At 69.0% G+C, this 20,909-nt stretch carries 22 protein-coding genes; 19 read left to right on the top strand and 3 right to left on the bottom strand.

Features of this window, described 5'->3' with window-relative positions:
* Positions 1–67 precede the first annotated feature (67 nt).
* The gene (locus O9280_RS00110) at positions 68–553 is read right to left on the bottom strand and encodes a MarR family winged helix-turn-helix transcriptional regulator (protein WP_298337218.1); all 486 of its coding nucleotides are present in this window, start codon (positions 551–553) and stop codon (positions 68–70) included.
* Positions 554–656: 103 nt separating this feature from the next.
* On the opposite strand from O9280_RS00110, the gene hppD reads away from it, so the two are divergent.
* The 4 genes from hppD to maiA are packed head-to-tail and all read left to right on the top strand — an operon-like array spanning position 657 to position 4,776.
* Entirely contained in the window at positions 657–1,760 is a 1,104-nt protein-coding gene (gene hppD / locus O9280_RS00105) for a 4-hydroxyphenylpyruvate dioxygenase (protein ID WP_298337215.1), read from the top strand.
* 10 nt (positions 1,761–1,770) lie between these two features.
* On the top strand, positions 1,771–3,066 hold the full coding sequence (hmgA, locus tag O9280_RS00100) for a homogentisate 1,2-dioxygenase (protein WP_298337212.1): 1,296 nt from the start codon (positions 1,771–1,773) through the stop codon (positions 3,064–3,066).
* Positions 3,063–4,061, top strand: coding sequence for a fumarylacetoacetate hydrolase family protein (locus O9280_RS00095; RefSeq protein WP_298337209.1), 999 nt, complete (start codon positions 3,063–3,065; stop codon positions 4,059–4,061). Before hmgA ends, O9280_RS00095 begins: the two co-directional genes overlap by 4 nt.
* A gap of 49 nt (positions 4,062–4,110) precedes the next feature.
* Positions 4,111–4,776 carry a maleylacetoacetate isomerase gene (gene maiA, locus O9280_RS00090; protein WP_298338348.1) on the top strand — a complete coding sequence of 222 codons (666 nt, stop codon included), beginning with the start codon at positions 4,111–4,113 and terminating at the stop codon, positions 4,774–4,776.
* On the opposite strand, the gene O9280_RS00085 is transcribed toward maiA, so the two are convergent.
* Complete coding sequence (locus tag O9280_RS00085; RefSeq protein WP_298337205.1) at positions 4,777–5,898, bottom strand: PilT/PilU family type 4a pilus ATPase; 1,122 nt, start codon at positions 5,896–5,898, stop codon at positions 4,777–4,779.
* A gap of 87 nt (positions 5,899–5,985) precedes the next feature.
* Between O9280_RS00085 and O9280_RS00080 the strand changes: the two genes are divergently transcribed.
* From O9280_RS00080 to O9280_RS00010, 15 genes are all read left to right on the top strand, one after another.
* On the top strand, positions 5,986–6,357 hold the full coding sequence (locus O9280_RS00080) for a hypothetical protein (protein WP_298337202.1): 372 nt from the start codon (positions 5,986–5,988) through the stop codon (positions 6,355–6,357).
* A 4-nt stretch (positions 6,358–6,361) separates the two neighbouring features.
* Entirely contained in the window at positions 6,362–7,333 is a 972-nt protein-coding gene (locus O9280_RS00075) for an OmpA family protein (protein WP_298337199.1), read from the top strand.
* A 327-nt stretch (positions 7,334–7,660) separates the two neighbouring features.
* Complete coding sequence (locus tag O9280_RS00070; RefSeq protein ID WP_297865388.1) at positions 7,661–7,879, top strand: YdcH family protein; 219 nt, start codon at positions 7,661–7,663, stop codon at positions 7,877–7,879.
* A gap of 94 nt (positions 7,880–7,973) precedes the next feature.
* Positions 7,974–9,719, top strand: a complete 1,746-nt coding sequence (locus O9280_RS00065; protein ID WP_298337195.1) for an ATPase, T2SS/T4P/T4SS family — start codon at positions 7,974–7,976, stop codon at positions 9,717–9,719.
* The gene (locus tag O9280_RS00060) at positions 9,716–10,915 is read left to right on the top strand and encodes a type II secretion system F family protein (protein WP_298337192.1); all 1,200 of its coding nucleotides are present in this window, start codon (positions 9,716–9,718) and stop codon (positions 10,913–10,915) included. The genes O9280_RS00065 and O9280_RS00060 overlap by 4 nt, the downstream gene beginning before the upstream one ends.
* A gap of 8 nt (positions 10,916–10,923) precedes the next feature.
* Positions 10,924–11,367, top strand: a complete 444-nt coding sequence (gspG, locus tag O9280_RS00055) for a type II secretion system major pseudopilin GspG (protein ID WP_298337189.1) — start codon at positions 10,924–10,926, stop codon at positions 11,365–11,367.
* Between the two features lie 16 nt (positions 11,368–11,383).
* Entirely contained in the window at positions 11,384–11,770 is a 387-nt protein-coding gene (locus O9280_RS00050) for a prepilin-type N-terminal cleavage/methylation domain-containing protein (protein WP_298338346.1), read from the top strand.
* Complete coding sequence (locus O9280_RS00045; RefSeq protein ID WP_298337186.1) at positions 11,760–12,176, top strand: prepilin-type N-terminal cleavage/methylation domain-containing protein; 417 nt, start codon at positions 11,760–11,762, stop codon at positions 12,174–12,176. The genes O9280_RS00050 and O9280_RS00045 overlap by 11 nt, the downstream gene beginning before the upstream one ends.
* Positions 12,173–12,763 (top strand): prepilin-type N-terminal cleavage/methylation domain-containing protein, encoded by a 591-nt coding sequence (locus O9280_RS00040; protein ID WP_298337184.1) that lies wholly within the window; start codon positions 12,173–12,175, stop codon positions 12,761–12,763. Before O9280_RS00045 ends, O9280_RS00040 begins: the two co-directional genes overlap by 4 nt.
* The gene (locus O9280_RS00035) at positions 12,750–13,814 is read left to right on the top strand and encodes a type II secretion system protein GspK (protein WP_298337181.1); all 1,065 of its coding nucleotides are present in this window, start codon (positions 12,750–12,752) and stop codon (positions 13,812–13,814) included. Before O9280_RS00040 ends, O9280_RS00035 begins: the two co-directional genes overlap by 14 nt.
* Positions 13,753–14,814, top strand: a complete 1,062-nt coding sequence (locus O9280_RS00030; protein ID WP_298337177.1) for a hypothetical protein — start codon at positions 13,753–13,755, stop codon at positions 14,812–14,814. Before O9280_RS00035 ends, O9280_RS00030 begins: the two co-directional genes overlap by 62 nt.
* Positions 14,811–15,380, top strand: coding sequence for a hypothetical protein (locus tag O9280_RS00025; RefSeq protein WP_298337174.1), 570 nt, complete (start codon positions 14,811–14,813; stop codon positions 15,378–15,380). The genes O9280_RS00030 and O9280_RS00025 overlap by 4 nt, the downstream gene beginning before the upstream one ends.
* Complete coding sequence (locus O9280_RS00020) at positions 15,377–15,847, top strand: hypothetical protein (RefSeq protein ID WP_298337171.1); 471 nt, start codon at positions 15,377–15,379, stop codon at positions 15,845–15,847. The genes O9280_RS00025 and O9280_RS00020 overlap by 4 nt, the downstream gene beginning before the upstream one ends.
* Positions 15,848–15,874: 27 nt before the next feature.
* On the top strand, positions 15,875–18,013 hold the full coding sequence (locus tag O9280_RS00015) for a secretin N-terminal domain-containing protein (protein WP_298337169.1): 2,139 nt from the start codon (positions 15,875–15,877) through the stop codon (positions 18,011–18,013).
* 318 nt (positions 18,014–18,331) lie between these two features.
* Entirely contained in the window at positions 18,332–19,792 is a 1,461-nt protein-coding gene (locus O9280_RS00010; protein ID WP_298337167.1) for a hypothetical protein, read from the top strand.
* A gap of 191 nt (positions 19,793–19,983) precedes the next feature.
* Here the strand turns inward: O9280_RS00010 and O9280_RS00005 are convergent, their stop codons facing one another.
* On the bottom strand, positions 19,984–20,745 hold the full coding sequence (locus O9280_RS00005; RefSeq protein WP_298337164.1) for a glycosyltransferase: 762 nt from the start codon (positions 20,743–20,745) through the stop codon (positions 19,984–19,986).
* Positions 20,746–20,909 lie beyond the last annotated feature (164 nt).

Here is a 20,909-nt window from a genome sequence, read left to right as displayed (position 1 = left end):
GTGATCCGGGCCGTTTCGTTTTCGGGACCTCGTCGCGGTCAGCCGCGCGCCAGGCTTGAGCGGCGGGTCAGGGCATCGACGCCGCGGCGCTGGCTGCCGCTCGCGCGGCGCGCTCGGCGCGGTCCGCCTCGGCGGTGAGCTGCTCCATCCGTGCGAGCAGGCGGTCGAGGGCCTGGCGCTCGTCGGTGCGCAGGGCGCCGAGCAGGCGCTGTTCGTAGGCGAGGGCCTGCGGGGCGATGTCCTCGTAGACGGCCTTGCCGGCGTCCGTCAGCCGGAGCACGCTCTTGCGGCGGTCGTCGCTGTCGATGTCGCGCTGGATGCGGCCGGCATCCAGCAGGGAGGACACCGCGCGGCTCACCGCCACCTTGTCCATGGCCGTGCGCTGGGCCACTTCCGTGGCCGAGAGGCCGGGGCGCTTCGCCAGGACGGCGATCACCCGCCACTCCGGGATGGCCATGCCGTAGCGGGTCTCGTAGAGCTGGGCGATGTCGGCGCTGATGCGGTTCGACAACACGGACAGGCGGTAGGGCAGGAAGCGTTCGAGGTCGAGCATCGGATGCTGCAGTGCGGCGCAAGTTGCGCGTGGTTTCAAATGAAACTATAACGGGCGGCGAACCATCCCCTGTGCCGTCCCGTCCCCAGCTCCGGAGCATGCCATGAACGCTTCTCCCGCAATCGCCGCGCCGAACCTCGGCATGAACGTCACCACCTTCGAGAACCCGATGGGCATCGACGGCTTCGAGTTCGTCGAGTTCGCGGCACCGGCCGGGCAGGGCGAAATGCTGCACGCCTACTTCCGCGCGATGGGCTTCACCGCGGTGCGCAAGCACAAGGCGCGCCCGATCACCCTGTACCGGCAGGGCGGCGTGCACTTCCTCGTCAACGAGGACCCGGACAGCTTCGCGGCGGATTTCGCCAAGGCGCACGGCCCCTCGGCCTGCGGTTTCGCGATCCGCTTCGAGAAGAACGCGCATGAGGTGCAGGCCGCGGCGCTGGCCGCTGGCGGCGAGTACGTGGCCCGCGAAGCCACGAAGGCCATCGATCGCCCGGTCATCCAGGGCATCGGCGGCTGCATGCTCTACCTCGTCGACGACTACGGCAGCGTCGACAGCATCTACCGCGATTTCGTCGCGATTCCGGGCGTCGATGCGAACCCGTTCGGCTTCGGCCTGACCTTCATCGACCACCTCACGCACAACCTCTACTTCGGCAACATGCAGAAGTGGTCGGACTACTACGAGAAGCTCTTCAACTTCCGCGAGATCCGCTACTTCGATATCAAGGGCGCGAAGACCGGCCTCGTCTCGAAGGCCATGACCGCGCCGGACGGCATCGTCCGCATCCCGCTGAACGAGTCGTCGGACCCGAAGTCGCAGATCAACGAGTACCTCGACGCGTACCACGGCGAGGGCATCCAGCACATCGCCTGCTTCACCGACGACATCTACGCCACCATCGAAGCGATGCGCGGGCAGGGCATGCAGTTCCTCAACACGCCCGACACCTATTTCGACGTGATCGACGCGCGCATCCCCAACCACGGCGAAGACGTGGCGCGCCTGCGCGAGAACAAGATCCTGATCGACGCCGACCCGGAGACGAAGTCGCGCAAGCTGCTGCAGATCTTCACGCAGAACGCCATTGGCCCGATCTTCTTCGAGATCATCCAGCGCAAGGGCAACGAGGGCTTCGGCGAGGGCAACTTCCAGGCCCTGTTCGAGAGCATCGAGCGCGACCAGATGCGTCGCGGCGTGCTCTGAGGGCGCGGCCATGACGCTCGCCTACCAGTCCGGCTTCGGCAACGAGTTCGCCACCGAGGCCCTGCCCGGCGCGCTGCCGGTGGGGCGCAATTCGCCGCAGCGCTGCCCCTACGGCCTCTACGCCGAGCAGCTCTCCGGCACGGCCTTCACCGCGCCGCGCCACCAGAACCACCGCAGCTGGCTCTACCGCATCCGCCCGAGCGCCATGCACGGCGCGTTCGAGCTCCTGCCGGAAGGCGCGTTCCACAACGTCTTCGGTGATGGCCCGGTCTCGCCGGAGCAGATGCGCTGGAACCCGCTGCCCGCTCCGACGGCGCCCACCGATTTCCTCGATGGCCTCTACACCATGGCCGGCAACGGCGGCCCCGGGGCCGGTGTGGGCGTGGGCATCCACCTGTACGCGGCCAACCGCTCGATGCAGGGCCGCTACTTCTACGACGCCGACGGCGAGCTGCTGATCGTCCCCCAGCAGGGCCGCCTGGTGATCCGCACCGAGTTCGGCGTGCTCGAGGTCGAGCCGCAGGAGATCGCGCTGATCCCGCGTGGCATCCGCTTCGCGGTGGATCTGCCGGACGGCGAAGCCCGCGGCTACGTCTGCGAGAACCTCGGCGCTGGCCTGCGCCTGCCCGACCTCGGCCCCATCGGCAGCAACGGGCTCGCCAACCCGCGCGATTTCCTCGCGCCGGTGGCGGCCTGGGAAGACGTGGAGGGCGACTTCGAGCTGGTGGCGAAGTTCGACGGCCGGCTGTGGCGCGCCGCGATCGGCCACTCGCCGCTGGACGTGGTGGCGTGGCACGGCAACCACGTGCCCTGCAAATACGACCTGCGCCGCTTCAACACCATCGGCTCGATCAGCTACGACCACCCGGACCCGAGCATCTTCCTCGTGCTCACCTCGCCGAGCGATACGCCCGGCGTTGGCAACATGGACTTCGTGATCTTCCCGCCGCGCATCCTCGCGATGGAGGACACCTTCCGTCCGCCGTGGTTCCACCGCAACGTGGCCAGCGAGTTCATGGGCCTCGTGCACGGCGCCTACGACGCCAAGGCCGACGGCTTCGTGCCGGGCGGTGCCTCGCTGCACAACAGCTTCACCGGCCACGGCCCGGACGCCGAGACCTTCGAGAAGGCGAGCGCCGCCGACACCAGCAAGCCGCACTACATCCGTGACACGATGGCCTTCATGTTCGAGTCGCGCGCGGTGCTGCGCCCCACGGCCCAGGCCGTCGCGGCGGCCCACCGCCAGCGCCAGTACGTGGCCTGCTGGCACGGCCTGAAGAAGCACTTCAACCAGGACAAGCGATGAAACTCGGATCCCTGAAGGAAGGCGGCCGCGACGGCACGCTGATCGTCGTCTCCCGCGACCTCGCCCGCGGCGTGCGCGTTCCGCACATCGCGCCGACCCTGCAGCGCGCGCTGGAGGACTGGTCGAACACGGCGCCGCGCCTCAACGGCGTGTCGGAGGCCCTGAACCGCTCCACGGCGCAGACGATCGATGGCCATGAAGTGTTCGCCCTCGACATGGCCGCGCTGGCCGCGCCCTTGCCGCGTGCTTACGAGTTCGTCGACGGCTCGGCCTACCTGCCGCACGTCGAGCGCGTGCGGCGCGCCCGCGGTGCCGAGGTGCCGGAGAGCTTCTACAGCGACCCGCTGATGTACCAGGCGGTGAGCGCCGGCTTCTACGGCCCGCGCGATGCGGTGCTGGTGCGCGACGAGGCCTACGGCATCGACCTCGAGGCCGAGGTCGTGATCGTTACCGACGACGTGCCGCACGGCGTGTCGGCCGAGGATGCCGCCGAGCACATCCAGCTGGTCGGACTCGTCAACGACGTCAGCTTGCGCAACCTGATCCCGAACGAGCTGGCCAAGGGTTTCGGCTTCCTGCAGAGCAAGCCGCGTTCGGCCTTGAGTCCGGTGTTCGTCACGCCGGATGAGCTGGGTGACGCCTGGAAGGACAGCAAGGTGCACCGCCCGCTGCTCACCCACATCAATGGCGAGTGGTTCGGCGCGCCGGAGGCCGGCGAGGACATGCAGTTCAGCTTCGCGCAGCTGGTCGCCCACGCCGCGAAGACGCGTCCGCTGTCGGCCGGCACGATCGTCGGCTCGGGCACGGTCGCGAACCAGAGCACCGACAAGGGGGCGAGCTGCTTCGCCGAACAGCGCACCATCGAGACGCTCCGCGACGGCAAGCCCTCGACGCCCTTCATGAAGTTCGGCGACACCGTGCGCATCGAAATGTTGGATGCCGACGGCAAGTCGATCTTCGGCGCCATCGAGCAGGTGATGAAGCGGCAGGATTGAGCCTGCCGCGCTAGGCTGGCAGGGAAGGGCCGGGGAGGGCAAAGCCATGGTGAGCGGCGGATTGCGGCTGTATTCCTACTGGCGCTCGAGCGCCGCCTACCGCGTGCGCATCGCTTTGAACCTCAAGGGGCTCGATTACCAGCTGGCGCCGGTGCATCTGGTGCGAGGCGGTGGCGAGCAGCATGGTGCCGAGTTCCGGAAGGTCAACCCGCAGGGCCTCGTGCCCACGCTGCAGCACGGCCAGCGGCTGGTGCGTCAGTCGATGGCGATCATCGAGTACCTCGACGAGACCTTCGCCGACCAGCCGCTGCTGCCGGCGACCGCGCGCGAGCGCGCCCGGGTGCGCGGGCTGGCCCAACTCATCGCTTGCGACATGCACCCCTTGGGCAACCTGCGGGTGCTGCAGTACCTCGAGCGCGAGTTCAAGGCGACGCCGGAGCAGCGCGAAGCCTGGATCCGCCACTGGCTGTCGTTGGGCTTCGAAGCGATCGAGGCCTTGCTGGCGGAGCACCCGTCCACTGGCAGCTTCTGCGACGGGGAGCACCCCGGCCTCGCGGACTGCCTGCTGGTGCCGATGGTCTACAACGCACGGCGGTTCGCGCTCGACCTCTCGCCCTATCCGACCGTGCGGCGCATCGACGCGCAGTGCCTCACGCTGGAGGCCTTCCAGCGCGCCGCGCCGGAAGCCCAGCCGGACGCGCCTCCTCCGGGTTGATCAGCCGAAGGCGCCGCCCGCACCGCCGAACACGTCGGCGTAGGGATCGTGCTCGGCGTTCGCGCCTTCCGACAGGCGGATGCGCAGGGCCAGGCCATCGCGCGAGTCGGCCTTCCGCAGCGCTTCCTCGAGGTCGATCTTGCCTTCCTTGTAGAGCTTGAACAGCGACTGGTCGAAGGTGTGCATGCCCGCTTCCAGCGACTTCTCCATCGCCTCCTTCACCTCGTGGATCTGGCCGCGGCGGATCAGGTCGCGGATCATCGGGGTGTTGATCAGGATCTCGGAGGCGGGCAGGCGCTTGCCGTCCTTGCCGATCACGAGGCGCAGCGAGACGACCGCCTTCAGGTTCAAGGACAGGTTCATCAGGATGTTCTTGTGCGCCGCCTCGGGGAAGAAGTTGAGGATGCGCTCCAGCGTCTGGTCGGCGTTGTTCGAGTGCAGCGTCGCGAGGCAGAGGTGGCCGGTCTCGGCGAAGGCGATGGCCGATTCCATGGTCACGGAATCGAGGATCTCGCCGATCAGGATGACGTCCGGCGCCTCGCGCATCGCGTTCTTCAGCGCGTTGTGGAAGGCGTGGGTGTCGAGGCCGACCTCGCGCTGGTTGACGATGGACTTCTTGTGCGTGTGCAGGAACTCGATCGGGTCCTCGATGGTGAGGATGTGGCCGGTCGAGTTGGTGTTGCGGTAGTCGATCATCGAGGCCAGCGCGGTCGACTTGCCCGAGCCCGTGGAACCCACCACGAGCACGAGGCCGCGGGGTTCCATGATGATGTCCTTCAGCACGTGGGGCAGCTGCAGCTGTTCGAGCGTCGGCACCGTGCTCTTGATCGCACGGATGACCATGCCGACCTCGCCGCGCTGCTTGAACACGTTGACGCGGAAACGCCCGGCGTCCTTCACGGCGATCGCCATGTTGTACTCAAGGTCGCGCTCGAACTGGGGCACCTGGCCCTCGTCCATCAGCGAGTAGGCGATCTTCTTCACCATGCCGGCCGGGAGGCCGGTGTTGCCGAGCGGATAGAGCTTGCCCTCGACCTTGATGTACACCGGCGCGCCGGTCGTGAGGAACATGTCGGAGGCGTTCTTCTCCGTCATCAGCTTCAGGAAATAGCCGATGTCCATGGGGATGGGCTCCTCAGCGCCATTGCGTAACCGGGTCAGGCTTTTGAGAATAGCCGCGTTCCGCCACCAAAAGCGACCCGTATCCCCATGAGCCGAAACGTCCCCGCCGGCCTTGCCGCCGGCCTCCTCCTCGCGACGCTGCTGGGCGGCTGCGCCAGCGTCCCGCCGCCCACCGCCGAACTCGACGCGGCCGACCGCGCCATCCGCAGCGCCGATGCCCTCGAGCCCCGCGGCGCGGCCCAGCAGGCGCTCGACGAGGCCCGCCAGCGCCTCGCCGCGGCCCGCGATGCCGCATCGCGCAAACGCCATGCCGAAGCCCTCGTTGCCGCGCGGGAAGCCGAGGCCGCCGCGGCGGTCGCCGCCGCCGAAGCCCGCCGCGCCACGCTCGAGGCCGAGGTTGATTCCAAAGCCGCGCGCAACGCCGAGCTGCGCCGCCGCCTGCTGGTCCAGGGAGATTGATCCGATGCGTGCTTTCCACTCTGTCCGAATCCACGCCCTGGCCCGCGGCCTCGCGTTCGCTGCTGCCGTCGCGCTGGCCGTGCCCGCCGTGTCCGCCGATGACGAGATCGACCCCGTCGTCGCCCGTCTCCAGGCCCAACTCGCCCAGCTCGATGGCGACGCCCAACTCGCCGGCATGGGCGGCGTCGAGCGGCTGAAGGCCCAGCAGGCCGTGCAGGCCCTCGCCCTCGCGAAGTCGAAGGAGTACGCCTCGGCCCAATTCGTGGCCGAGCGGCGCGTGCGTGCGGCCTTGGCCGCGGCGCAGGCCGACGCGTTGGCGCGGCAGTCGACCGACCTCGACCGCGAGCGCGACCAGATCATGGTGGCGGCCGCGCGCCGCGATGCCGATGCCGCCCGTCGCGACGCCGAGCGCCTGCGCATGCAGAACCTCGCTCGACAGGAAGAAGCCGAAATGGAGCGCATCGCGCGCGCCGAGACCTTCGCGCTGGCCGAGCAGGCCAAGGCTGATGCCGAGCAGGCGCGCCGCCTGGCCGCCAGCCGCGGCCGCGAGGCCGCGCTGGCCCGCGAGGAAGCCGAACTGGCGAACTCGCTCGTGGCCGAAGCGCTGGCCGCCGACGCGCCCCTGCCGCCCTCGCGCAGCGTCGGGCCGGCGACGGTCTACACGCTGGCCGGTTCGGCCTTCGCCAGCGGTCGCGCCGCCCTGACCACCGAAGCCAACGCCAGCCTCCGTCGCCTTGCCATGGAGATCGGCGGCCGCAATGTCGAGGTCGTCGGCTACACCGACAGCCAGGGCGCCGCCGCTGCGAACCAGGCGCTGTCCCTGCGCAGGGCCGAGGCCGTCGCCGCCATCCTCAAGGAGTCGGGCGCCAGCGGTTCGATCCGCACCGACGGCCGCGGTGCCGCCGACCCGGTGGCCGACAACGGCTCGGCGGAAGGCCGCGCGGCCAACCGCCGGGTGGAAATCACCGTCCGCTGAGGGCGGTTCGCCTTCACCCGGCTGAACCCCGTTAGGGGCGGGTGAGGGCTTCCGAGCGGTCTTGTTAAGTGGTGTTTCCGGGGCGGAAAAAGGCCTTGCCGCCCCGCGGCGGCGGGCGTAGCGTCGTTTTCCCGAGGGGGCTGTTCCCTTCGGGAGAACGAGCCAGGCCGATGACCGCTGACCTCATCCCGCCCCCGCTGCCGCGTCCCGCCCGGGATGCGCGTGGCCCGCGGCCCGAGGCGGCCAGCCTTCCCGACCTGACCCCAGTCCAACCCCAACGCCCCGCGCCTCCGAGCCGGGGCGTTCGCGTTTGAGGAGGTCGCTGAAATGTTCGAAGGTCAATCCACCGCCGATGTCGAAGCCTTGATCAAGTCCGATCCGGAGTTCCGCCAGCTCTACCGCCACCACCAGCAGCTGAACAGCAAGGTGATGGACGCCGAGCTCGGCGTGCTGCCGATCGACGACATGACGCTGGCCCGGATGAAGAAGGAAAAGCTGCTGGCGAAGGACCGGCTCACCCGGTTGTTCGCCCGAACCCGACATTGACGGTGGCGGCGACGGAAGGAAGGCGGCCCGCTGCGTGCGGGCCGCGTTGTTTCCGGCCGGCCGCAGCCGCGCGGCTGGGCATTAAGATGGCGGCATGCTGACCACCGACGCCTTCCGAGACCCCGGCGCCCCAAGGGCCGCGCCCAGTCCCCGCCGTCTCGGCGACCTGCTCGTCGAGCGCCGCCTGGTCGTTCCGGCGGACCTTGCGCGAGCCCTGAGCCTGCAGCCGCAAATCGGCGGACGCGTCGGCCAGATCCTTGTCCGGCTTGGCGCGCTGTCGGAGGAAGCGTTGATCCCGGTCCTCGCGGAACAGTTGGCGATGCCGATTCTGGCGTCCTCCGAGTGGCCGCAGGACAACGAGGCGTTCCGCTTGGGGGACGCCGCCCCCGGTGTTGCCGTCGACTGGTGGGTCGACCAGGGCGTGGCGGCGTGGCGCATCGCAGAGGGCGAGCTTCTCGTCGTTGCTCGCGATCCCCTGGACGCCACCGTCAACGAAGTTCTGGAAAAGCGGCTGGCGGCGCCGTGGCAGTGGCGCCTCGCCCGCGCCCAGGACGTCGAGCGCCTCGTGGATGCCTTCCAGCGGGCGAACCGCGCGGGCGAGGCCGAAGACGACGATGTCGGTCACCTCCGCGAGCTCGCGGAAGAGGCGCCTGTCATCGAGCTGGTGAACTCGCTGCTGGCGCAGGCGATGGACCGCGCCGCGTCCGACATCCACGTCGAGCCCGAGGAGGACAGCTTCAGCGTGCGCTTCCGCATCGACGGCGTTCTGCATCCGGTGCTGCAACTGCCGCTCTCGCGCTTCGCTGCCGTGGCATCGCGCGTGAAGCTGATTTCCGGCATGGATATCGCCGAGCGACGCCTGCCGCAGGACGGCCGGCTGTCCGCCCGCGTCAGCGGCAAGGAGGTCGACGTTCGCGCCTCGGCGGTGCCTGGGGTGCACGGCGAATCGATCGTGATGCGCCTGCTGCCGAAGGAGCGCGAGGACCTGTCGCTGGAGAAGCTCGGCTTCGAGCCGCGCGATCTCGCCCGGTTCCGGCGCTGGGCGGCTGAGCCACACGGCATCGTGCTGGTGACCGGCCCCACCGGTTCCGGCAAGAGCACGACGCTGTACGCCACCCTCGAGAGCATCAACGACCGCGAGGAAAAGATCATCACGGTCGAGGATCCCGTCGAGTACCGCGTCAAGGGCATCACCCAGATCCAGGCCAACGCCGAGATCGGCTACACCTTCGCCCGTGCGCTGCGCGCCATCCTGCGCCAGGACCCCGACGTGGTGATGATCGGCGAGATCCGCGACCGCGAGACCGCCGAGATCGCCATCCAGGCGGCGCTCACCGGCCACCTCGTGTTCTCCACCCTGCACACCAACGACGCCGTCAGCGCGTTCACCCGCCTCGTCGACATGGGCGTCGAACCCTTCCTCGTCGCGACCAGCGTGCGCGCCGTGCAGGCCCAGCGCCTTCTGCGTCGCCTCTGTACTGCGTGCGCCGTCCCTGCCGATGTCCATCCCGATATTGCGGCCACCGCCGCGCATCTGGCGCCGGGCGAGACGCCGCGCTGGCGCAAGGCGGTTGGTTGCCCGGCCTGCCAGGGCACCGGCTACCGCGGTCGCGTTGGCATCTACGAGCTTGTTGATGTCGATCCCGAACTGCAGGGGCTGGTCATGCAGCGCGCGAGCGCCGGCGAGATGCGCCGGCATGCCAGCAGCAAGGGCAGCCTGACCCTGCGCGAGGACGGCTTGCTGAAGGCTCTCCGCGGGCTGACCACTGTCGACGAGGTGGTGCGCATCACCGGCGCCGCGCTCGAAGCCGCCGATGACGTCGGAGCATCGGCACCGTGAACTTCCGTTATCGCGCCATCGATGGGCGCGGCCAGGAAGTCAGCGGCCTGCTCGAAGCCGCTGACCTCCGGGCCGCGGACCGGGAAGTGCTGAGGCGCGGCCTCACGCCCGTGCTGCTCGAGCCGGACCAACCCGTCGTCGACGCCTGGCGGGATCGGCTGCCGCCCTCGCCCCGGGAAATGCAGCTCGTGCTGCAGGAGTTCGCGACCCTCGTCGACTCGGGTGTCAGCCTCGCGACGGCACTCACGTCGCTGTCCAACTCCAGCCACCATCCGAAGATCACCGGCGCGTTCGCCGCGATGGCCAAGGCGGTGCGCCGCGGCGACAGTTTCGCCCACGCCCTGGCCGCCAGTGGGCTCGACCTGCCGGCCTACATCCAGCAGCTCGTCGAGGCGAGCGAGCTCACCGGTCGGTTGGGGCCGGCCCTCGAGGACGGCGCGCGCCAGTACGAATACGACCTGCGCCTTCAAGCCGAGGTTCGGTCGGCGCTGGTCTACCCGGCGGTGCTCGTCGCTTCTGGCATCGGCGCGGTCTGCATCGTCTTCCTGTGGGTGGTTCCGCGCTTCGGTGGACTGTTGGCGCAGCGGGCCGAGCAACTGCCGGCGCTCTCGCGCTGGGTGATCGGCGGCGGCGTTTGGTTCGCCGACCACATTGGCTTTGTTGCTCTGGCCGCCGCTGCGCTGGTTGCCTTCCTCGTGCTGCTGCTGCGTCGCGATAGCGTGCGCCAGTCGATCCTCGAAGCCTGTGCCAAAGCCCCGCTGCTGGGCCCTTGGCTGATGGAGTCCGAGGTCGGGCGCTGGGCCGGCACGCTCGGCACGCTGTTGTCCAACCGCGTCGAACTGACGCGCGCGCTGGATCTTTCGGCGGCCTCGGTCGGGCTCGCTTTCCTTCGGGCGCGCCTGTCGCAGGTCACGCGCTCGGTGCGCGGCGGGGCGACGCTCTCCCATGCACTGCGCGAGCATCGCGCGCTCAACGCCAGCGGCTACGACCTGGTCTCGGTAGGCGAGGCCTCCGGCGAGCTGCCGAAGCTGCTGCTCGCCTTGTCGCGCCTCTACCAGACCAGCGGCCGCGAACGCATGCAGCGCGCGCTCAAGCTCATCGAGCCCGCGGCCATCATCGTGATCGGCGGTGCGATCGGCTTGCTGGTCACCGCCGTCATCCTCGCCATCACCAGCGTCAACGACCTGCCCCTGTGAGCCCCCGAATGTCCCGTTCCCCTCGCGCCGCCCGCGGCTTCACCCTGCTCGAGATCCTCGTCGTCCTCGTCATCATCGGCTTGATCGCCAGCCTCGTCGGCCCGCGCCTCTTCACCCAGCTCGAGGGCTCGCAGGTACGTGTCGCCGAGACCCAAATCAAGATGCTGCGCGGCGCGGTCGAGACGTTCCGCCTCGACATGGGTCGCCTGCCGACGGTCGACGAGGGGCTGGGCGTGCTTTATGCCAAGCCGTCCGAGCCGCGCGCGGCCGAACGCTGGCGCGGCCCCTACCTCGAGGAAGCGGCCCCGCTGGATCCTTGGGACACGCCCTACCAGTATTCGATTCCCGGGCGCGATGGCCAAAGCTTCGCGCTTTACTCCTTCGGTGCCGACAAGGCGCCGGGAGGCGAAGGCAACGATGCCGACCTTGGCGTACTGCCGCCGGCGAACTGAGCCCGCCGCCTTGGCGATGCGCGGGTTCAGCCTGCTGGAGATGCTGGTCGTGCTGGTGCTGCTCGGGCTGGCGGCGGGGCTCATCGCCCCTTCGCTGTCGCGCACTGCGGATCGCGTGCAGGCTGCCGGTGATCGCGACGACGTGCTGCGCCGCATTCAGGGTTTGCCGGCGATGGCGCGCCAAGCGGGTCGGCCGTTCCGCTGGGAGGCCGGCAGCCTCGTCGAACGACCGGGCCTCGTCTGGCCATCGGGCTGGCGCGTGGTCGCGCTGACGCCGCTCGAACTCGCGGCCAACGGCTGGTGCGAAGGGGGCCAACTGCAGGCGCAGGGCGCGGGCCTTTCGATGCGCCTTGAGGCACTCGCGCCGGACTGCCGTGTCGTGGAGCTCACCGATGCACCGTGACCACCACGGCTTCACTCTGCTCGAAGCCATCGTGGCGCTCGCCATCCTCGCCGCGGGCGGCATGGCTTTGTTCGCGGCGCTCAACACGTCGCTGCGGTCAATCGAGCGCGTCGATGCAGCGGCGCGTCGGGATACGGCGACGCAGAGTGCGCTGTCGCGCATCGAAAACCTGAACCCGATGCTGCAGCCGACCGGCGACGAACCGCTCGGCGATCGACGGATGCGCTGGACGGCGACGCCCGTCGAAGCGCCGCGCGACGGCCTGACCGATTACCTCCAACCCGGGTACTACGAGGTAGGCCTGTACCGCGTTGAGGTCGAGTTGCTTTCAGGGACGCAGGTCGACCATCGCTTCGTCGTGCGCAAGGCCGGCTGGCGCCAGGTGCGGTTCCCGGAGTCGCTATGAACGCACGCGGCTTCAGCCTTCTGGAGGCGATGGTGACCCTGGTGGTCATCGCCCTGGTGGCCACCCTGCTCATGCAGTCGCTCGTCCATGTGCTCGGGATGCGCGAGCGCGTCCTCCGCCATGAGCGCGATGCGCGGGTTGCCGCGCTGCACGAGCGCTGGTTCCGCGACACGATCGCCGCGGCTGCGGCGGATCGCCCGGGCGAAGCGCTGGCGTTCCGCGGCGACGCCACGGCGATGGAGTTCCTTTGCCTCGACGCCCTGCGAGCCGGTGCCGCGGCACGCGTTGGCTGGCGCCTCGTCGACGCCGAACGGGGGCGTCAGGTGGTCTATGCCGAGGGCGGTGCGGACTGGCCGCTCGTCAGCGCGAATCTCGAGGATGCGGCCTTCGCCTACCTCGACTCGGGCGGCCGCTGGCACGACGTCTGGCCAGTCCCCGAGCAGCCCGCTGAGGTTTTGCCGCGCGCGGTGCGCCTTGGCTGGCGCACCGAGCAGGGTGTTCGCCTGTGGTGGGCGCACGTGGGGCCGGCGGTCGGCCTGCCTCCCGCGCTGGCCAATCGGATGGAGCAGATCGATGGCTCGTTCTGAATGCCGCTCGCGGGAGCAGGGCTTCATCTTGGCCATGGTGCTCTGGATGCTGGTGGCCATCGCCGTGGGCGTGGGCTTCCTGATGCTCTGGACGCGGGAGCGGGTGGCGGAAGCGACGCTGGATCGCGCCGAGGTCGACGACCGCATCGCCCTCGTATCGACTCGCGAAACACTGCTGTACGTCGCGGCCACGGTGCCGTTGACCCAGGCCGGCCAGCCCCTGTCGCCGATTCCCGACGGCGAACTCGCGGCGCGGCGATTGGAGGATTTCGGAGGGTTCGATCGCAGCCCCCGTGGCGGCGAACTGCGCCTCGACGGCCATCCGTATCGAGGCCTCGGCGGCATCACCGTCGCCATCCAGGACGAATCCGGCCTCGTGCCCGTGGCTTTTCCGGAAACCTCGCCGGTGCCGCGCCTGCTCGCGGCGGCGGGCGCGCCCGCGCGCGATGTGCCGGCCCTCGTCGACCGCCTTGCCGACTACACCGACGCGGATGACCTGCGCCGGCTCAATGGCGCCGAGGCCCGCGAGTACGAGCGGGTAGGGCGTTCGCCGCCGCCCGGTCGGCCCTTGCTCCATCCGCGCGAGTTGTCGCGCGTGCTGGGCTGGGACGCGCTGCCGCCCGCGGTGCTGGCCCGGGCGCAAGACTGGTCGACGAGTGCCTACAGCGGGGCACTGAACCTCAACACCGCCCCGTTGCCCCTGCTCGCAGCCTTCGTCGAGGATTGCGGCACGGTATGCCGTGATCGCCTCGCTCGACGCGATGAGGCCCTGTTTTTCTCGGGTCGGCAGTTCGAGGCTGAAACCGGGGCGCGGCTGCTCGGCGATCGCGATACCGATTTCCGCAACGCGCCGTCGGAGGCGTGGCGTCTGGCGTTCTGGGGCGCCTCAGGCAGGGCCTGGCGCATCCATGTACGATTGACCCCCTTGGCGGATCAAGCGGCGCCGTGGACTGTCGATGCCGTCTACCGCGCCCCTCGCCCCGATGCAGATGACGCTCCGCCGACGATTCCAAGCCCTCTTTTCGCCGACGCGCCGCTGGATCGGGGCTGAGGGCGAAGCGATCCAGTCGGGAGGCTGGCTGGGGGCCGTCGAAGTCGTCGTGCCGCGCACGGCTTGCGAACATCGCCGCCTTGCGTTTCCGCAACTCGCCGCTGACCAGCGAACTGCCGCGCTGAAGCTCGCTGCGTCCCGCGCTCTGCCGTCGGAGGGCGGGCGCTGGATCGCGCGTTGGCAGGACGACGTGGCACAGGTCTGGCTGGTCGACGCCGCTGTTCTCGCCGACGTCGATCCTGCGGCCACACTCGTGCCGGAAAGTGGGCTTCGTCCACCACCGGCGACGCCCGAGGCGACGCGTCTGCTGGCCATGCGCGAAGGCGTGGAGGGTCAGGTCTGGCGCGAGGGGCGGCTGTTTGCCTCGCGCTGGTGGCCGTCGGCCCCGGATGCCGCGTCCTGGGGCCGATTCCTGCGCTCCGCCTCGCTCACGGCTGACGATGTCACGCCTCCACCGGTGGAGACCTTGCCGCTGGCGTCGTCGCCGTGGGGCCGTGCCGACGATCGACTGCGTTGGTCGGCGACCCAATTGGAGCGCGCGTTCTGGCGCAGCCTTGGCCTGGTGGCCGGCCTGCTCCTGGGCTGGCAGGTGGTCGCCACCGCGATCTGGGCCGTTGCGGCCCGCTGGCAGGACGCGGAACTCGACCGTGTCCGCCGCGAGTCGATGCCGCTGATCGAGGCCCGCGAGCAGGCCGAAGCCGCGCAGGCCCGCATGGCGGCCTACGTCGATCTGTCGAACACACCGGTGGACCATGTGCTGATTGGCGACCTGAAGCGTGGCCTTCCCGCGGATGCACGCCTGCTCACGTGGAACCGGGATGCCGGCGGCTTGCGGGTCGAAGTGCAATCGGCGACCAGCGATCCGAGGGTTTTCGTCCAGGCCTTCCGCGAGCACCCGGCGCTCGCCGAAATCGTCGCCAATCCCAGCGAAGCGGGCCGCATCGTTCTCGAAGTCGATCTCGATGCCCCTGCGGCAACGTCGCCGGAGGCCACGCCATGAGCGCTGCCTGGCAGTCCTTGCAAGGCCAATGGCGCGCGAACCGCCGCCTACGCATCGCCGTCGGCCTGGCCCTCCTGGTGGCCGTCCTGCACGCAGCGATCGCCCTTTCGGAGGCCCGCGGCGCGCGCATCGAGCGCTACTTGCAGGATCGCAGCCTGCTGGGGCGGCTCGAGGGTGCGGCCGCCGATGCGGCGTGGACCGGCCGCGCTACGGAGGCACGTGACGCGCTCGCAACGATGGAGGCGACGATGACGGCCGCGGCCAGCGCCGGCGAGGCACAGGCCGAACTGCAGGCGATGCTGAGCGCCCTGGCCACCACGGCCGGCCTCGACCAGCCCCGCGTGCGTTCGGAGGCGGCGCTCGACGTCGAGGGTGTGCCTGACCTCTGGCAGGTCGTGGCCCGGCTGGATGCCGGTGCCACGCCAAGCGCCATCGACAGCGCGTTGCAGGACTTGGCGCAGCGGCCGTGGTTGCGCGTCGAGCGCATCGAGATCCGCGACGGATCGCCGGCCACCGTGCAGCTCATCGTCCGCGGCTACCTCCGCAAGGCGGGGGAGGGCGAATGAGCACCGCTTGGACCCTTGCCGTCGCGCGTGTTCGTGCCGCGATGCGTCAGCCCGACGTGCGTCGCGTCATCGTCGCCTTCGTGTTGGGTGGGCTGGCGTTCCTTGTGTTGGGCACCACGCCCACCCGTTTGCCGGCGACGACGACCGGCCCGCTGGCCTGGGCGCTGCCCGCCGTCTCCTCGACCCCGCCGACGCCGTGGGATGTGCCCGTCTGGGCCTCCGAGCCCGCGAAGGTCGCCGCTGCGGCGGCCGAGGCCCCTCAGCCCCGCCTGCTGGGGACGGTGCGCGTCGCCGGCCGCTGGCGCGCGCTGTTCGAGATGCCTGATGGACGCCGCGTACGTGCCGCGGAAGGCGAGCGCTTGCCCGATGGCGCTGAAGTCACCACCGTGGCGGCCACCCGTGCCGAATGGCGCGACGGTCGCGGGGAGCGCCACGAGGCGCGCCTCCTCGACGCCCGCCAGCCTTGAACCGATTGATGTGATCCGGACGAACCCATGCCCCTTTCGCTGACGCCCGCCCGACTGCCCCTCGCCCTGCTGGTCGCGCTCGTGCTCGCTGGTTGCGCCACTGCCCCGGCGAACTTGCCGGAGCCGCTGCGCGCCCCGCTGCCGACGACGGAGACGCCCGCGGTGGCCGAGGACGCCGCCGATGAAGGCGCGCGCATCTCCGAGGGGCCGCGGACCGAAGCGCCGCCCGCGCGGCTCCTCGATGCGCGCCGCAGCCCGGTCCGGCCGGGCGGGGCACCGATCGCCCTCGCCATCGACGGCGCGAACCTCACCGCCTTCATCGACGAGGTGTTCGCCAACCAGTTGGGCTTCTCGATCGAGGTCGAGCAGGCGGTGCGCGACAAGCAGGACCTCGTGAGCCTCCGCCTCGTCGATCCTGAGCCGCCGAACCGCCTATACGCGATCGCCGAGGAAGTCTTGAAGCGCTACGGCGTCGCCGTCGTGCAAGAGCAGGGGCGCTTGCGCTTCACCGCCGAGTCGGGTGCCGTCGTCGAAGCGCCGCAGTTGCTGACCGGCCGCGCCTTGCCCGAGGTGCCCGCTGGCCAGCGCCCGATCTTCGTGTTCATGCCGCTCGACGTCGCGGACCCGGCGCGCATCAGTGCGCAGGTCCGCACGCTCTATGGCAGCGGCGGCCCCGCGGGCCTGCAGGTCACCGAACTCAACGACAACAACGCGCTGCTGCTCAGCGGCCCGCCGGCGCTGGTGAACTCGGCGATGGAAGCGGTGCAGTTGCTGGACCGCACGGGCCTGCGCGAGAAGCGCTCGCTGCGGATTTCGCCGCTGTACCTGAGCGTCGACGTGCTCGCCAAGGAGCTCCGCGAGTTGCTGTCCGGCCAAGGGTTCTCCTTCCGCAGCACGCCCGGCAGCGGCGGTGCGCTGACCTTCGTGCCGGTGGCCTCCGCGAATGCCCTCGTGGTGTTCAGCGAGTCGGATGCGGCACTCGAAGCCGTGGCGCAGTGGGCCGAGACGCTTGACCAGCCCGCCGATGACGGCGGCACGCAGGCAGGCGCCTACATCTACCAGGTGCGCCACACCACGGCCGAGAGCCTGCGCATCACGATGGAGGCGCTGATCGGCGGCACGGGGTCGACCTCGACCTCGGGCACCAGCGCCTCGGCCGGCCGCCAGGGCACGACTACCGTGCAGGGCGGGAATGGCTTCGACGAGCCGGGCCGCACGGTGGCGTCGGGCGGCAGCGGGAGCGCCGGCACTGGCGCGCAGGCGTCGGTGAGCGTGGCGCCGGATGGCAGCCGCATCGTCGTCGACCCGCAGCGCAACGCCATCATCTTCCAGGGTGAGGCGAGCCGCTGGCGCACCTTGCAAAGCGTGCTTGCGCGCCTCGACCAGCCGGCTCGGCAGGTGCTGGTGGAAGTGACGGTGGCGGAGGTCACGCTCAACGACGAGTTTTCGCACGGCGTGGAGTGGGCGCTGCGCGAGGCCGGCATCAGCGATTTCGGCGGAAGCCTCGGCGCCTACACGGGAACAGTGCCCACCCGCGGCGTGGTGTGGAGGCCGATCTCGTCGAGTGGGCAGGTGCGCGCCGTGATGAACCTGTTCCAGAACAGCCAACGGGTGAACATCCTTTCCACGCCGCGCCTGATGGTGCGCAGTGGCGAAAGCGCGAGCATCGACGTGGGTACGGAAGTACCGATCCTCACCAGCCAGGCCACGGCGCCCGACCTCGGTGGCGTGACGCCGTCGATCCTCCAGCAGGTGCAGTACCGCAAGACCGGCGTGCTCCTCGAGATCAAGCCGATCGTGCATTCGAGCCAGCGCGTCGACCTGACCGTGAGCCAAGAGGTCAGCGAGGCGCAGCAGACCGAATCGAGTACGATTTCGTCGCCTAGCATCTTTTCGCGCCGGTTGCAAACGGCGATGAGCCTCTCCGACGGTGAAGCGACCCTGATGGGGGGGCTCATTTCGAACACGACGACGAACGGCGGCACCGAGATCCCGGGTTTGGGGCGCCTGCCGGTGGTCGGTGAGCTGTTTCGCAGCCGCAGCCGCAAGACCGACCGCACTGAACTGATGATCCTGATCACCCCCTACGTGATCGAAGATGCCAGCCAGGCAAGGCAGATCACCGAGGCGCTGAAGGCCCGTTTGGGTGAAATCCCGCGCGAATAGACGGACAAAGGACTCTGCCGTAAGTCATTGCCGTGGCGGTTCTTTTCGGTTGTGTGACGAGCCTAGCTAACAATTTCTCCACAATCGTTGACGCCCTGAAAAGCCACGTACTACTATCGGCGGGCGTTTGGGGACTGCGTGGTGCTCTTGCATGCGCAGAAGGTGGGTGCCAAAACCGCGATCTCTCTGTCATAGTGAGTTCCGGCGGCAACTTTCCTCCCGTGCCGGCGCCGGCATGATGCATGCAGGCGCTAGGTGGTGCCCGGACGTTGTGCTGTTCTGATGCTTCAAAACCCTAAGCTTAGGAGTAACAACGTAATGACCCTCAACAAGAAGATTCTCGCCGCAGCGATCGTCGGTGGCCTGTTCGCCACGGCGGCCCAGGCGCAGGTCAACCTCAGCGCCACCGGCGGTTCGACTCCGGTGACCTTCGCGTCGGAGCTGATCATCTCCAACCCGACGAACGGCCTCGCCATCACGAACGCCGCCAACGCGCTCGACCTGGCTGCGAACCTCCGTTACAACTTCTCCGAGAACGAAGTGCGCTACGCGCGCGTCGAGTGCTCGAGCAACGTCCGTTTCTCGGCCGGTAGCGCCGTGACCCTGGGCGCCGGCACCGGCGTCGCGGGCGACCTGACGGGTGCCACCATCGGCGCCATCAACGGTCTCGGCACCAACGTGATCACCTTCTCGATCACCTCGGGCACCGGCCTGCTGAAGTCGGTCAACACCCTGACCATCAACGGCAACCGCAACATCACGGCCACCACCGCCGGCTCCTGCTCGTACAGCCTGTACGATCAGCCGTCGCAGGCTGCTGCGGGCGGCACCGCGGGCCTGATCACTACCCTCTCGGGTAACTACATCTCGTTCGCCCAGAGCTACGGCCTGGCCGTGCTCAACCCGCGTGGCGCCGTCGCCAACGTCGAGGCCAGTCCGTCGTTCTCGCGCTTCGTCTCGGCCGCCCCGACCAGCTCGGTTGACCGTGGCAACATCGGTACGATCGTGTTTGACACCCGCGCCAACGTCGCCGTTGCTCAGGGCTCGACCGCGACTCAGCCGCGCCTCGCCAACGGCGTTGCCGCCACGCTGGCCGATCTGCTCGACGCCGACTCGACCCACTCGATCGCTGGTGATTTCTCGGCCGCGGCCAACTCCAACGGCACGTTCTCGGGTGCTGCGCTGAGCCGCGTTTACTTCTCGGTGAACGCCGACTGCTCGACCGTCGACGTTGCCGCGAACGCGGTCACGGCCACCTCGGCCCGCTTCGACACCGGCGCGACGGCCGTCAACGCTTCGCTGTGCTATGCCCCGCGCACGGGCGTCGCCATCCCGGCGTCGGGCTACGCTCAGACCTTCAATGCGGTGTCGGCTGACACGGCGCTGTACTCGGTCACCAGCCTCGGCCCGGTCACGCTGGGTTCCATCACCCGCAACGGCACCACGCTGCAGGCCCCGTTCGTCCAGCTCCCGGCTGGCTGGCTGAGCCGCGTTGTCCTGACGAACACCGGTTCGGTGGCCCGTCCGTACACCATCGCGGCGCAGACGGAAACCGGCACGACGGCGGCGCTGGGTTCGGCGGCCACGGGCACCATCCCGGCCGGCGGCACCATCGTCCTGAGCGTCTCGGACATCGTCAGCTTCACGGGCAACTCGCGCGGTACGCTGGTCGCCACGGTTGCTGGCCCGAACAACGACATCCAGGGTCTGTACCAGATCGTGAATGGCGTCACCGGTTCGATCGCCAACACCGCGATGCAGCGTCCGGGCACCAACTAATCCTTGCGGGTTAGTCGCAACACGAGAAAGGCCCGCGTAAGCGGGCCTTTCTTTTTGGCTTCGATCACAACGCTGTGAATGCGTTGCCCTGTGCGGCGAGTGGCGACGGCATGCCTGCCCAGATGAACCTCACGAAGTGAGTGCGCAGGCTCGCGCAGGCCAGGGTTTCTTCCCCGGCTATCGTCGTTGCTCTAGATGCGATCGATCTCTATCCGCCAGAACTCCAGCAAGGCTTCCTCCATCATCGCCGGGCTGTAGCGGGCCACGGTTGCGGCCATGGCCTGACGAACCGATGAGCTCGCCGACGGCTCCGCCTTGTACATGTCCAACGCCGCTGCCAGGCCTTCGACGCAGGCCCGCCAATCGCCAGTATCCGCCCACCAGCCATTCTCCTCGTTCATGTACTCGCGCCCGCCGTCACCATGGAAGCCGGCGACCAAGCATCCTGCGGCCATCGCTTCCAGAGGTGGGAGTCCAAAGGACTCTTTGTGTGACAGGGAAAAGAACACGGCGCTTTCGCCGAGTGCTGCTGCGGCTTCCTGCTGCGTACCCCCCTGGATGGCGACCCAAGGAACGTTTGCGTGGCGTGGGTGCATCCGTCGTAACGTCGCCTGCACGAATGCAGCGTAGTCGCCCAGCTTGCGTGGCATGCAGGCCACTTGGAGTTTCTTGTTCGGCGCTGGCGTGAATCGACGCGGATCGACGGCGCAAGGTATGAGCGGCACATCGGTCAATCCATACACATCGGCGAAGAGCTTCTGAACGGCTTGACTCGAAGCGATGAAGCCGTCGACACCCAGTTCAGACGCACCTTTGCCTGGTTCAGGAGGAAAAGGAATGTAGTACTGGTTCTGACAGAACATCAGTTTGCGTACCGGTGCTTGCCGCAGAGCTTCGACATAGGTGGAGAACCCCTCGGGAATCACCCAAATGTCGCCCGGCTCGACTGTCAATCGACCGCCGTGCAAAGTGATTGGTGTCACCGCCGACTGAAAACTGACCCACCGTCGCCGAAGTAAATCTGACCCACCCCGGCGAGGATGGCGACCTTTTGGAGGTCGCCTGGATGCTGAGCCAGGAGGAGTCGGTGGAGATCAAGGTATTGGCCCGTCAGGGC

The organism is Silanimonas sp. (assembly GCF_027531545.1).
Taxonomy (GTDB): Bacteria; Pseudomonadota; Gammaproteobacteria; order Xanthomonadales; family Xanthomonadaceae; genus Silanimonas.
The sequence above is the reverse complement of the archived record's forward strand: the minus strand, read 5'-3'. Positions and strand labels throughout refer to the sequence as shown.